Below are 12,587 nucleotides of genomic sequence, written 5' to 3'. Positions count from 1 at the left end.
TTGACCATCATGGGAGCAGCCGACAGCGAGCAGAGGGTCCGTGTGCGCCGCAAGCGCATGACGGGCGAGGAGCGTCGGCGGCAGCTACTGGAGATCGGCCGGGAGCTGTTCGCCGAACGCGGGTTCGACGCGACCTCCGTGGAGGAGATCGCCGCACGGGCGGGCGTGTCCAAACCCGTGGTCTACGAGCACTTCGGCGGCAAGGAGGGCATCTACGCGGTCGTGGTCGACCAGGAGATGCGCACCCTGGTGGGCATGGTCTCGGAGGCCCTCACCGCCGACAGCGCCCGCAACAAGATCGAGAAGGCGGCCCTGGCCCTGCTGCGCTACGTCGAGGAGAACACGGTCGGGTTCCGGGTGCTCACCCGCGACTCGCACGTGGCCTCCGGAACGGGGAGCTTCGCCGGCCTGATCAACGACATCGCCAGCCAGGTCGAGTACATCATGGTGGACGAGTTCGCCGAGCGGGGCTACGACCCCGCGCTCGCCCCCATGTACGCCCAGGCCCTGGTGGGCATGTGGGCACTGACCGGGCAGTGGTGGCTGGAGGTGCGCAGGCCCAGGCGCGAGGTGGTGGCGGCGCACCTGGTCAACCTGGCGTGGAACGGGCTGTCGAGCCTGGAGGCCAAGCCCAGGCTGCGGACCAGGCGCACCCGCTAGGCGCGGGGAGTCCGGTGGGGCGGGTGTGCATCGCATACCCGCCCCACTATCTTGATGTCAAGAGATAAGCTGGGTCCATGCGCGATGAGGTGGATGGGCTGATCGAGGCGTGGCGTGCCGAACGGCCGGACGTGGACGTGACGCCGCTCGAGGTGCTCAGCCGGGTGTCCCGGCTGGCCCGACACCTGGACCGGGCCCGGCGGACCGTGTTCACCGAGCACTCCCTGGAGCCCTGGGAGTTCGACGTCCTGGCCGAGCTGCGCCGCTCCGGGCCGCCCTACGAGCTGAGCCCGGGCCGGCTGCTGCGGGCGACGCTGGTGACCTCCGGGACCATGACGAACCGGGTGGACCGGCTGGCCGCCGCGGGACTGGTGCGGCGCCGCCCCGACCCCGCCGACAAGCGCGGCGTGCTGGTGCGGCTGACCGACCAGGGCGCCGAGCGCATCGACGCGGCACTGGAGTCCCTGCTGCGGTACGAGGAGACCCTCCTGGCCCCGATGGCGCCGCAGCAGCGCGAGCAGCTCGCATCGTTACTCAGATGCCTCCTGGTGCCCCTCGACACCGAACCTTCCGGTCGGTAAGTGTTGTTACCCGGCGGTATCCGTCCTCTCACCGGGGCCGCCACGGCGCGCATCCCTTGGACTTCACATCTGGTTGGAGAGCGACTGTGAGAATCCGGTGGAACGTCCGGTACGCCGCCGTCGCCGCGGTGGCCGCGACGGCCCTGGCGGCGACCGGCTGCGCGGCGGACGGGGAGGACGCGTCGACGGGGGCCCAGGAGCGGTACTACCTCTCCCTGGGCGACTCGCTGGCGGTGGGCGTGCAGCCGGGCGAGAGCGGGCCCTCCGAGACCTCCGACGGGTACACGGACATCCTGTACCGCACCCTGTACGACGCCGACTCGACGCTGCGCCACGAGCGCAGCGGCTGCGGCGGCGAGGACACCACCACCTTCCTGGAGGGCGGGATCGCCTACTGCGAGGAGCGGTACGGCGGGCGCCCGCAGATCGAGGCGGCCGAGGAGTTCCTGTCCGAGCACGAGGGGCGGGTGGACCTGGTCACCGTGACCATCGGCGGCAACAACTTCACCCGCTGCGTCCGGGGCATGGACGAGGCGCCGGGCGGGGGCGGCCCCGTCGTGGACACGGAGTGCATCGAGGACGGCCTGGAGCGCATCGAGACCGAGGCGCCGGTGATCGCCTCCCGGCTGCGCGCCGCGGCCGGCCCGGACACCCGGATCATCGGGATGACCTACTACAACCCGTTCCTCGCGGCGATGCTGCTCGAGCCCGGCGAGGACCCGTCGGACGAGCCCTCGGAGGAACCCTCCGACGCCACCCCGGTCGACCCCGAGGCCGGACCGGGGCTGGGCGAGGTCGAGGGCGAGATCCCCTTCGACGCGACCTTCGCCGGGTACGCCACCGAGGTCCTGGAGGCCATGAACGACTCCCTGCGGTCGGCCTACGCCGCCGAGGGAATCGAGGTCGCCGACGTGGAGGCGGCGTTCGACTCCACCGACTTCGACGTCCCGGAGGAGGGGGCCATGCCGGTCAACCTCCAGGCGATCTGCGACTACACGTGGATGTGCAACGTGGACCTGGGTCCGGACATCCACACCAACAAGGCCGGGGCCACGGTCATCGCCGAGGAATTCGCCTCCCACGTGCGCTGACCCCGCCGAAGGCGCCGGAGCCCCGCGGCCCGGCGCCTTCGCCCGGGGCGCCCGGGAGGACCCTCTCCGGTGGCAGCGGCAGGACCGCAAGGTCCTCGAGCGCACCGACACGCTCATCGAGGGCATCGGGCGCAACGGCGACGGGGGAACGGGCGGGCCCGAACCCCCGCGGCACGGTTTCCGGGGCTACCGGTCCCGCAGGACCACCGATGAACACCGGCCGGTGTACGAGGTCTCCGGCGACGAGATCCGCATCGCCGCCTGCCGGTACCACCACGGCGGGTGGGGCGCGGGTCAGGGGGTGCCGCGGGCGAGGGGGCCGAAGCGGGCGGTGACGGCGCCGAGCAGGAAGTGCGCGGCCTGGTGCTCGGTCAGCGGGATGACCCCCACGGGCATGGTGACCCGGTAGGGGTGCTCGTCGTCGGGGCGGATCTCGAAATCGTCGATCAGCCCCTGGGACAGCAGCAGGGTCAGCCCCTCCCGCACCTTCCCCGCCCGGTTGTCCGAAGCCCACATGACCATGCGGCAACCGTAACCGGCGCAGGCGGTGGACACGCCGCGCCGGGGGAAAACCACGGCGAACCATGCCCACCGTCCTTTTCCGGACATTCAGGGCGTGGTCAGTGGTCGACGGAGACCACGATCTTGCCCACCCGCGCGTCCACCTGCTCCATGTACCGGTGCGCGTCGGCGATCCCGTCCAGCTCGAAGCGGGTCGGGTCCACGGCGGGCCGGAAGGCCCCCGAGCGCAGGCCCGCCGTCACGAACGCGACCGCCCGCCGCCCGCGCTCCGGGTCCCGCACGGTCTCCGGCAGCGTGTAGGTGCGCATGTTCAGCGCGGGCACGCCCGGTTCGAAGGCCGGGTAGGGCGTCGCCTCACCGCCGGACATCCCGTACAGCAGCAGGGTCCCGCCGGGGGCGACCACCCGGGCCAGGTCGCGCACCCCCGGCCCCGCGACGGCGTCGAACACCAGCGGCACGCCCCGCCCGCCGGTGATCTCCAGGACCCGGCCGGCGACGTCCTCCTCACCGCTCACGACGACCTCCGCCGCGCCCTCCCGCAGCAGGGCGTCCCGCTTGGCGGCGGTGCGGGTGACGGCGATCGCGGTGGCGCCGACCCGCTCGGCGACGCGGAGGGCCGCCAGGCCGACACCACTGGAGGCCGCGGTCAGCACGACGGCGTCCCCCGGCCGGAGGCCGCCGACCTCCACGAGCCCGCCGTAGGCGGTGAGGTAGGGCATCCACACGGCCGCCCCGGCCTCGGCGTCGAGCCCCGCGGGGCGGCGGACCAGGGCGGCGGCCGGGACCACGGCCCGCTCGGCGTACACGCCGTGGTCGTTCTGGGAGAAGACCGGCAGAACACTGACCTCGTCCCCGACCCGGAGCCCGGTGACGCCCGGGCCCAGGGCCTCGACGGCGCCCGCCGCCTCCAGGCCCAGGCGGGCGGGGAAGCGGCGCACCGGTTCGATGTAGCGGCCGGAGCGGAAGAGCGCCTCGGCCCGGTTGAGGCCGATGGCGTCGACGCGGACGAGGGCCTCCCCCGCCCCCGGCTCGCCGGGCGGGGCGTCCGCGAGGGTCAGCACCTCGGGTCCGCCGTACTCGTGGAACAGCACCGTCCTGGACATCGCTCGCCCTCTCCCGCCGGGTTCCGTGGGCGCCATCCGACCACGAAAGTACGATCCCTGTCAAACTTTGATGACCATCGAACCAATGGGCCGGACCGTAGGATCGGGGTACGGCCGGGCGAACCGCGCCGGAGGCGTCCGTTGGGGGTGGTGGCGGGTGACGGGTGGGTACACGGAGTGGCGCGGGCGGGCGGGCGTCCTGTGGCGCGTCCGGGCCCAGGACCCCCACCGGGTGCTGCCCGACGCCGCAATGGACCTGATGTGGCACCGCGGCCGCCTCGTGGTGGCCGGGCCCGACACGGTCGCGCAGGTCGAGGGGCTCCGGCCCGGCGAGGAGACCTGGGGGCTGCGGCTGGCCCCCGGAGCGGCGCACGCGCTGCTGGGGGTGCCCGCGCGGGAGCTGGCCGACCGGCGCGTCGACCTGGCCGACCTGGTCCGCCCGCCCGCGGTGCGGGAGGACGCCCCTCCCGCGGTCCTGGAGCGCGTGTTCGCGGCGCTGTGGCGCGACTCCGATCCCGACCCCGCACCGCTGCGCCTGGCCGCCTCCCTGGACCGGGCGGCCCGCGGTCTCCGCACGGTGTCCGGGATCGCCCGGGCGCACGGCATGTCCGAGCGCTCGCTGCGGCGCGCCTGCGACCGGCTGTTCGGCTACGGGCCCAAGACGCTCATGTCGGTCCACCGCTTCCAGCGCGCCCTGCGCCTGGCCCGGTCCGGGACACCGCTGGGCGAGGCCTCCGCCACCGCCGGGTACGCCGACCAGGCGCACTTCACCCGCGAGGCGACCCGGCTGGCCGGCCTGCCTCCGGGGGCGCTGCTGCACCGCGCGGCGGGGTGACCGTTTCGTTCAAGACCCGGGCCGTGCGTGCGCGCCAGGCTGGGCGCATGCACATCGACACCGACCGGGTGTCCGCCTTCATGGCCGGACACGCCCGCCTGCTGGACCGCAGGCGCTTCGAGCACCTCGTCAGCCCCACCGAGCACACCGGCCCCGCGGTACTGGCGGCGCTGGACGCCTACCGCAATCCCGACGGCGGTTACGGCCGCGGCCTGGAACCTGACCTGCGCTCCCCCGAGAGCCAGCCCGGCGGCGCCCTGCACGCCCTAGAGGCGATGGCGGACGCCGCACCCGCGGCGTCCCCGCACACCCCGGCACTCCTCGGCTGGCTCCAGGGGACGACCCTGCCCGACGGCGGGCTGCCGTTCGCGCTCCCCGTCACGGATCCCGCCGCCTGCGCGCCCTTCTGGGTGTCGGCCGACCCGGAGTCGTCCTCGCCGCAGATCACCGCCGCGGTCACCGCGCAGGCCCACCGCCTGGCGCGGACGGACCCCCGCGTCGCGGCCCACCCCTGGCTCGCCACGGCGACGGAGTACTGCCTCCGGGAGGCCGCCGCGCTCGCCGAGGCCGGGGAGCCGCCCTTCGCGTACGTGCTGTCGTTCACCCTGGGGTTCCTCGACGCGGTCGCGGACACCCGCCCCGGGGCGGTGGCGCTGCTGCGCCGCCTGGGCCGGTTCGTGCCCGCCGACGGCCGGATCCCCGTGGCGGGCGGCGCGGAGGGCGAGACACTCCACCCCCTCGACTACGCGCCCGAGCCGGGCCGCCCGGTCCGGGAGACCCTGGACCCGGGCGCCGTCGCCGACGACCTCGACCGCCTGGGACGGGGGCTGCGCCCCGACGGGGGCTGGGAGGTCGACTTCACCTGCCACTCCCCCGCCGCGGCGCTGGAGTGGCGCGGGTACGCCACGGTGGGGGCGGTGGCGGCCCTGCGCGCCGGCGCCCGCTGACCGCGGCGGGTCAGTCTCCGACCAGCTCGGCCTGCTCCAGCCAGATCATCTCCAGCTCCTCCTTCTCGCCGGCCAGGGCCTTGGCCTCGGCGTCGAGCTCGGCGAGCCGGGTGTAGTCCTCCGCGGCGGCGGCCATCTGCTCGTGCAGCTCGGCCTCGCGCCTGGCGATCCTGTCCATCCGCCGCTCGACGCGCTGCATCTCCTTCTGGGCGGCGCGCCGGTCGGCCGCCGACACCGCCGGGCGCCCGTCCCCGTCCCCGTCCCCGGCCCCGGGCTCGGCGGTCCCGCCCGCGGTGGGCACCGCGACCTCGCCCCGGGAGACGGCCCGCCGCTCCAGGTACTCGTCCACGCCGCCGGGCAGGAACGCCAGGCTGCCGTCGCCCATGAGCGCCAGCACCCGGTCGGTGATCCGCTCCAGGAAGTACCGGTCGTGGGAGACCAGCACCAGGGAGCCGGGCCAGCCGTCGAGCAGGTCCTCCAGCTCGGTGAGGGTCTCGATGTCCAGGTCGTTGGTGGGCTCGTCCAGCAGCAGGACGTTGGGCTCGTCCATGAGCAGCCGCAGCATCTGCAGGCGCCGGCGCTCGCCGCCGGACAGGTCGCCGATCGGGGTCCACTGGCGGTCGCCGCGGAACCCGAAGCGCTCCAGCATCTGGCTGGCGGTGTAGTCGCGCTTGCCGATGGTCACGTGCTCGCGCACGTCCATGACGGCCTGGAGGGGCCTGGCCTGGGGGTCCAGCTCGGCCACGTTCTGCGACAGGTGGGCGAGCCGGACGGTGCGCCCGGTGCGGACGGTGCCCTCGTCGGGTGCCCGCTCCTCGGCGAGGATCTTGAGCAGCGTGGACTTGCCGGCGCCGTTGACCCCGACCAGGCCGATCCGGTCGCCGGGACCGAGCTGCCAGGTGAGGCGGTCCAGCAGGGTCCGCCCGGGGACGGTCGCCGTCACGTTCTTGAGGTCGATGACGGTCTTGCCCAGGCGGGAGCTGGCGAAGCGCACCAGTTCGACGGTGTCGCGCACCGGCGGCTCGTCCTGGATGAGCCGGTTGGCCGCCTCGATCCGGAACTTGGGCTTGGAGGTGCGCGCGGGGGCGCCGCGGCGCAGCCAGGCCAGCTCCTTGCGCATGAGGTTCTGGCGGCGCTCCTCGGTGGCCGCGGCCTGGCGCTCGCGCTCGGCCTTGGCCAGCACGTAGGCGGCGTACCCGCCCTCGTAGCGCTCGACGGCGCCGCGGCCCACCTCCCAGGTGCGGGTGGTGACGGCGTCCAGGAACCAGCGGTCGTGGGTGACGACCACCAGGGACTCCGGGCGGCCGCGCAGGTGCTCGGCGAGCCAGTGGATCCCCTCGATGTCGAGGTGGTTGGTGGGCTCGTCCAGGACGAGGAGGTCGTGGTCGCCGACCAGCAGCCGGGCCAGCCCGGCGCGGCGGCGCTCGCCGCCGGACAGCCCCGACATGGGGGTGTCCAGGCTCCAGCCGCCGAGCAGCCCGCGCAGGATGTCGCGGGCGCGTGCGTCGCCCGCCCACTCGTGCTCGGCCCGCTCGCCCAGCACGAACCCGCCGACGGTGGTGTCGGGGAAGTCGTCGCGCTGGTGCAGGAAGCCCACGCGCAGGCCGCGGTTGTGCACCACCCGGCCGGAGTCGGGGGGCAGGGCCCCGGACAGCACCGAGATCAGCGTGGACTTTCCGCCGCCGTTGCGGCCGACCACGCCGATGCGCTCGCCCTCGTCCACGCCCAGTGACACCGAGTCGAGGAGCACGAGGGGCCCGTAGGCCAGGGACACGTCCTGAAGGTTGACCAGATTCGTCATCGTCTCCATTGTCCCGGGTGTCGCCGGGTGCCCTGGACGGGGAGCCCGGGGCCGCACCACGCAAGGCCCCGGGCGGGCCCGTGTCACTGAATACCAGGATCGCACCCGCCGCCGGGCACCGGGGTCCGCCCGGGCGGCGGCTCACACCATGAAGAAGTCCCGGGCGGCCCGTGCGATTCCCGCGGCGTCCAGTCCGTGCGCCCGGGCGTGGTCGGCCGGGGTGCCGTAGGCGCGCAGCTCGGTGTCCCGGGACACCCCCAGGCCGAGCTGGCGGTGCCTGCGGTCGGCCAGCGCCTCGGAGACCTCGTGCGCGGAGGTGCCGCGCAGGTAGGGCTCCACCAGCATCACGTCGGCGTTCCCGGCCGCGGCGACCAGGGAGTTGAGCCCGGCGCGGTCGAAGGGGCGCACGGTGGCGGTGTAGGCGACGGTGACGTCGAGGTCGGCGGTGGCCTCGAGGGTGCGGTCGAGCATGGGCCCCACGGCCACCACCACCCCCGCGGAGCGGGCCGATCCGGACCTGACCACGGTCAGTCCGCCGGTGGGGGGCAGGGGCGCGCGGTTGGCGGTGCCCGAAAGCCGGATGTACACCCGGTCGTCGCCGGGCAGGGCGGCGCGCAGGACGTCGCGCACCTCGTCGGCGTGGCCGGGCACGTGGACGGTCCAGCCGGGCAGGGTGTCGAACAGGGCGACGTCGCCGGGCGCCTGGTGGGTGCGGCCCTCGACGGCGGCGTCGTAGGAGCCGCCGATGCTCACCAGGACGGCACCGGCGTCCTGGTGCCCGAGGTCGAGCTTGACCTGCTCGAAGGGCCTCTCCACCAGGAACGGCGCGTAGGTGTGCACCACCGGCCGCATCCCGGTGAGGGCGAGCCCTCCGGCCACGCCGATCATGGCCTGCTCGCGGATGCCGAGGTCGATCACACGCCCGGGATGGCGGGCCGCGGCCCTGCGGAACATGGCGTTCGAGATGACGGCGAGGACGACGGCGATGCGCGGGTCGCGCTCCATCTCCTCGCCGACGGCGGCGCCGAACGCCTCGCGCATACCGCTCGGGCCGATGGGGGGCGGCCCGGGCCGCCCCGCGGCGGGGGCGGCGGGGGCGGCGGTCGTGGTGCTGGTCACGGTGACTCCCTCGGGTCGGTGGTTCAGGAGGTGGGGCGGACGCGGGCGACTACGGCGAGCGGGCGGTCCCCCCAGGGGCGGGTGAACGCGGCGTGCAGGGCGTCGTGGTCGCGGCCCTGGACCTCGCGGGTGGCCCAGCCCTCCAGTTCGAAGCGGCGGGCGATCCCGCCGGGCCAGCCGTGCATGGCCGACCCGTTGTCGATGACCACGGTGGTGAGTGATCCCACACCGAGCCGTCCGGCGGCGGCGATGGCCTCGTGGTTGCTGCCCTCGTCGAGTTCGCCGTCGCCGACGAGCACCACGGTGCGCGGCGCGGTCCCGTCGGGACGGCGCAGGCCCTGGGCGCGCAGCCCGAGGGCGGTCCCCAGGGCCAGGGGCAGGCCGTGGCCCAGCGAGCCGCTGCCGATCTCCGCGCCGGGGACGAGGACCCGGTCGGGATGGTGCCCCAGGGCCGAGTCGAAGCCGGTCCAGTCGCGCAGCGCGGACACGTCGAGGAAGCCCTTGGCCGCCAGGACGGCGTAGAAGGCGGCGGGCCCGTGGCCCTTGGAGAGCAGGAAGCGGTCCCGGGCGGGATCCTCGGCGGTCTCCGGAGTGACGGCGAGGACCCGGTCGTAGAGGACCCAGATCACGTCGAGTGTGGAGTGGGCCGCCGCGCTGTGCTTCTCGTCGCCCTCCATCAGGCCGATGAGGGCGGGCAGGTCGGCGTACCGGGTGAAGGCTGCTGTCGTCGGCATGCCCCCAGTCTTGGACCTCGACCAAGGTTGAGGTCAATGCGGGGGCCGGGGGCTCCGCCCGGAAACCAAGAGTGATTTAGGTCACACGACAACGGTGCCGGGGACGTCCCCGTCGGCCGTCACGATCTGCTCGCACAGTCCGCTCGCCTCCAGCGCGGCCACCACCGCGGCCTCCCGCCCGGCGACCACCGACGCCTCCTCGGCGCCTCCGCCCACCAGGAACGCGCAGGTCGGCCCGGACCCGGACACCAGCGCGCCCAGCGCCCCGGCCGAGGACCCGGTCTCCAGCGTGCGCCCCAGCTCCGGCAGCAGCGACAGCGCCGCCTCCTGGAGGTCGTTGGTCAGCGCCCGGCCCAGGGCCTCCGCGTCCGCCGCCGCCAGCGCGTCCCGCAGAGCCGCGCTCAGCTCCGGGGCGGGGGCGTCCGGCCGCAGCCGGTCGTACTCGGCGAACACCGCTCCGGTGGACAGCCCGTGCGGGGACAGCGCGAACACCCAGCGGTACCGCCCGGGGCTCTCCACCGGCTCCAGGATCTCTCCCCGGCCCCGGCCCACCGCGGTGCCCCCCAGCAGGGGGAAGGCCACGTCGCTGCCGAGCTCGGCGGCCATCCGCAGCAGGTCCTCCCGGGACGCGCCCGTCCCCCACAGCCGGTCGCAGGCGACCAGGGCGGCCGCCGCGTCGGCGCTGCCCCCCGCCATCCCGCCCGCCACGGGGATGCGCTTCTCCAGGTGGATCCGCACCGGGCGGCCCCGGCCCGTCTCGCGTCCCAGCAGGTCGGCGGCGCCGGCGGCCAGGTTCGAGGAATCCAGGGGCACCCGTGACAGGTGGGAGACCGAGCCGCCGTCCGCGGTCAGTCCTGCGAGGAGGGTGCCCGCCTCCGGTGAGGTGCTACCGTCACTGCGCGGTTCCGCCTCCCGGACGGTAACCTCATCGAACAGCGAGACGGCGTGGAAAACGTTGACGAGGTCGTGGAACCCGTCCTCACGTCCGGGCCCCACCGCCAACTGGAGGTTGACCTTCGCGGGAACCCGCACGGTTACGGTGGTATCAACTGTCACGAGTCCCCAATCGTAAAGGAACCCCCTTGCGTGAACGCACACCCCCGCGGGGGAACCGCTGTGTTCGCGCCCGCCCGGTGAGACGAACACGATGTTCGACCGGAAACCGGAACCAGGGGGACGATTCCGGGATCGTCACCATTGTCATGTCAGTCACCGCCCTCCCCCGAGTCGGCCCGATCCGGTCCGTGAGTGGGAATCAGGGCACAAACACCGCTACCTTGGGGCAAGGCGGAGTTTGGACACCGTCGGGGAGGGTTACTTGCCGTCGGATGGGCTCCCGAAGAACCTGGAACCGCTGGGCGCCGGAGATCCGGCCACCATCGGGCCCTACGTGCTGTCCGGGAAGCTGGGCAGCGGCGGCATGGGCACCGTCTACCTCGGCAGCATGCCGGACCGGAACAACCAGGTAGCGATCAAGGTCATCCGCCCCGAGCTCGCCTTCGACGAGGCGACGCGGGCGCGGTTCCGCGACGAGATGGAGAACGCCCGCAAGGTCGCCTCCTTCTGCACCGCGAAGGTCCTCGACCACGGAACGTTCGAGAACCGCCCGTACATGGTGACCGAGTACATCGCGGGCACCGCGCTGGCCGAGCACATCGCCCAGAACGGTCCCCTGGACTCCTCCACCCTGCACGGGTTCGCGCTCGGGGTGGCCGCCGCGCTCGCCGCGATCCACCGCACCGGCCTGGTGCACCGCGACCTCAAGCCCGCCAACGTGCTGCTGTCGCTGTCGGGCCCGCGCGTGATCGACTTCGGCATCGCCCGTGCCATGAACACCGCCACCAACCACACCCAGACCGGCATCGTCATGGGCAGTCCGGGCTGGATGGCGCCCGAGCAGCTGCTGGAGGAGCAGGTCACCACCAAGGCGGACATCTTCGCCTGGGGGTGCCTGGTCGCGTTCGCGGGCAACGGCACCCACCCCTTCGGCAACGGCGACGCCATGACGCTGGGCAAGCGGGTGCTGTTCGCCGAACCCCAGATCGGCAACCTCGACAGCCCCCTGGACCGGCTGGTGCTGCGGGCCCTGGACAAGGACCCCAACCGCCGGCCCACCGCCCAGGACCTGCTCCTGGAGCTGGCGGGCGGCGAGGACTCCTCCAACCCCAACGACATGGTGTCGCACGCGCTGCACCAGTCGTGGCGGCCCAACCTGCCCCCGCACGCCCCGCCGATGCCGCACGGGCCGCAGGGTGTGCACCAGACCATGACGGGTATGCGCCACCCGGCCCCCGGGGCCTACCAGGCGCCCCCCGGGCCTCCCGCCCCGCAGGTCGGCCCGCACCAGAGCGGCACGTTCGTGCGCCCGGGGCACGGTCACCCCGTCGGAGGACACCCGCAGCAGGGCGGCCCGCCCCCGCGCCCGGCGGCCGGAGCGCCCGTCGGGCCGCCGCCCGCCCAGCACCCGGCCTCCACCGGGGCCATCCCGATCGTCCCGCCCGCCGACCAGCAGGCGCAGCGCCCGGGACCGCAGCCGTACGTCCCGCCGGTGCCGCCGCCCCCGCACCGGCCGACCGGCCCGGCCAACCGGCGCGGCCTGGTCATCGTCGCCGCGGCAGCCGCGGTGGCCCTGGTGCTCGCGCTGTTGGCCCTGCTGTACGTGGTGACCAACGCGGCCGACCGCGGGGACGCCGACGAGGGCGGCGGGCAGACCCAGCAGCCCGGCACCTCCGACACCCCCCAGGAGCAGCCGGGCGAGGGGGACGCGGGCGAGCCCGCGGCCCCCGGCAGCGGCCTGATGGCGGCCACCAGCGTCGACGGCCTGGCCCGCCTGGAGGTCGGGGACATCGAGTGCGGGCAGACCCGGATCCCCAGCCGCCAGGTGGCGGTGCAGGAGAACGGCCACTACTGCGTGCTCGACGTGACGCTGACCAACCTCGGCGACGACACCATGGAGCTGGGGCACGACGCCCAGACCATGATCACCGGGGACCTTCGGGAGGTGTCCGCGGAGCGGCCCAGCCGGGTCGAGGAGCAGGACTCCCTGTGGGCGCCGGTGCCCCCGGGCGGGTCCGCCAGCGGTCTCATGGTGTTCACGCTCTTCACCGGCGAGACCCCCGACACGCTGATGTTCCGGCACAACCCCTTCGCCGAGCCGACCGAGATCACCCTCCGCGAGGACGGCGACTGAGCCG

12 protein-coding genes and 1 pseudogene are annotated in these 12,587 nt (G+C 74.3%); 7 read left to right on the top strand and 6 right to left on the bottom strand.

All coding sequences use genetic code 11. The features are described from left to right. The first annotated feature begins 9 nt into the window (after window positions 1–9). From ACSUPR_RS20360 to ACSUPR_RS20345, 4 genes and pseudogenes are all read left to right on the top strand, one after another. Window positions 10–660 (top strand): TetR family transcriptional regulator, encoded by a 651-nt coding sequence (locus tag ACSUPR_RS20360; RefSeq protein ID WP_436886296.1) that lies wholly within the window; start codon window positions 10–12, stop codon window positions 658–660. Between the two features lie 77 nt (window positions 661–737). After that, window positions 738–1,241 (top strand): MarR family winged helix-turn-helix transcriptional regulator, encoded by a 504-nt coding sequence (locus ACSUPR_RS20355; protein WP_436886295.1) that lies wholly within the window; start codon window positions 738–740, stop codon window positions 1,239–1,241. A gap of 86 nt (window positions 1,242–1,327) precedes the next feature. Continuing rightward, window positions 1,328–2,332, top strand: a complete 1,005-nt coding sequence (locus ACSUPR_RS20350; protein WP_436886294.1) for an SGNH/GDSL hydrolase family protein — start codon at window positions 1,328–1,330, stop codon at window positions 2,330–2,332. Window positions 2,333–2,432: 100 nt separating this feature from the next. Continuing rightward, window positions 2,433–2,546, top strand: a pseudogene (locus ACSUPR_RS20345) (Txe/YoeB family addiction module toxin); the annotation flags it as partial. A gap of 80 nt (window positions 2,547–2,626) precedes the next feature. Here ACSUPR_RS20345 and ACSUPR_RS20340 read toward each other — a convergent pair. Next, window positions 2,627–2,854 carry a hypothetical protein gene (locus ACSUPR_RS20340; protein WP_436886293.1) on the bottom strand — a complete coding sequence of 76 codons (228 nt, stop codon included), beginning with the start codon at window positions 2,852–2,854 and terminating at the stop codon, window positions 2,627–2,629. Window positions 2,855–2,952: 98 nt separating this feature from the next. Further along, entirely contained in the window at window positions 2,953–3,957 is a 1,005-nt protein-coding gene (locus ACSUPR_RS20335) for a zinc-dependent alcohol dehydrogenase family protein (RefSeq protein WP_436886292.1), read from the bottom strand. Between the two features lie 70 nt (window positions 3,958–4,027). Between ACSUPR_RS20335 and ACSUPR_RS20330 the strand changes: the two genes are divergently transcribed. Continuing rightward, window positions 4,028–4,792, top strand: a complete 765-nt coding sequence (locus ACSUPR_RS20330; protein ID WP_436886291.1) for a helix-turn-helix domain-containing protein — start codon at window positions 4,028–4,030, stop codon at window positions 4,790–4,792. A gap of 47 nt (window positions 4,793–4,839) precedes the next feature. Continuing rightward, window positions 4,840–5,739, top strand: coding sequence for a hypothetical protein (locus tag ACSUPR_RS20325; protein WP_436886290.1), 900 nt, complete (start codon window positions 4,840–4,842; stop codon window positions 5,737–5,739). 10 nt (window positions 5,740–5,749) lie between these two features. Here ACSUPR_RS20325 and ACSUPR_RS20320 read toward each other — a convergent pair whose 3' ends face one another. The 4 genes from ACSUPR_RS20320 to ACSUPR_RS20305 form a co-directional block, all read right to left on the bottom strand. Then, window positions 5,750–7,540, bottom strand: a complete 1,791-nt coding sequence (locus ACSUPR_RS20320; RefSeq protein WP_436886289.1) for an ABC-F family ATP-binding cassette domain-containing protein — start codon at window positions 7,538–7,540, stop codon at window positions 5,750–5,752. 141 nt (window positions 7,541–7,681) lie between these two features. Continuing rightward, window positions 7,682–8,581: a transketolase family protein gene (locus tag ACSUPR_RS20315; protein WP_436892072.1), complete on the bottom strand. Its 900-nt coding sequence runs from the start codon at window positions 8,579–8,581 to the stop codon at window positions 7,682–7,684. 101 nt (window positions 8,582–8,682) lie between these two features. Continuing rightward, a complete protein-coding gene (locus tag ACSUPR_RS20310) occupies window positions 8,683–9,393 on the bottom strand; it encodes a thiamine pyrophosphate-dependent enzyme (RefSeq protein WP_436886288.1) in 711 nt (236 codons plus the stop codon). 81 nt (window positions 9,394–9,474) lie between these two features. Beyond that, window positions 9,475–10,425, bottom strand: coding sequence for a 4-(cytidine 5'-diphospho)-2-C-methyl-D-erythritol kinase (locus tag ACSUPR_RS20305; protein ID WP_436886287.1), 951 nt, complete (start codon window positions 10,423–10,425; stop codon window positions 9,475–9,477). A gap of 286 nt (window positions 10,426–10,711) precedes the next feature. On the opposite strand from ACSUPR_RS20305, the gene ACSUPR_RS20300 reads away from it, so the two are divergent. Then, window positions 10,712–12,583 (top strand): serine/threonine-protein kinase, encoded by a 1,872-nt coding sequence (locus ACSUPR_RS20300; RefSeq protein WP_436886286.1) that lies wholly within the window; start codon window positions 10,712–10,714, stop codon window positions 12,581–12,583. The last annotated feature ends 4 nt before the right edge of the window (window positions 12,584–12,587 follow it).

Source organism: Nocardiopsis dassonvillei (assembly GCF_964273065.1).
Taxonomy (GTDB): Bacteria; Actinomycetota; Actinomycetes; order Streptosporangiales; family Streptosporangiaceae; genus Nocardiopsis; species Nocardiopsis dassonvillei_B.
The sequence above is the reverse complement of the archived record's forward strand: the minus strand, read 5'-3'. Positions and strand labels throughout refer to the sequence as shown.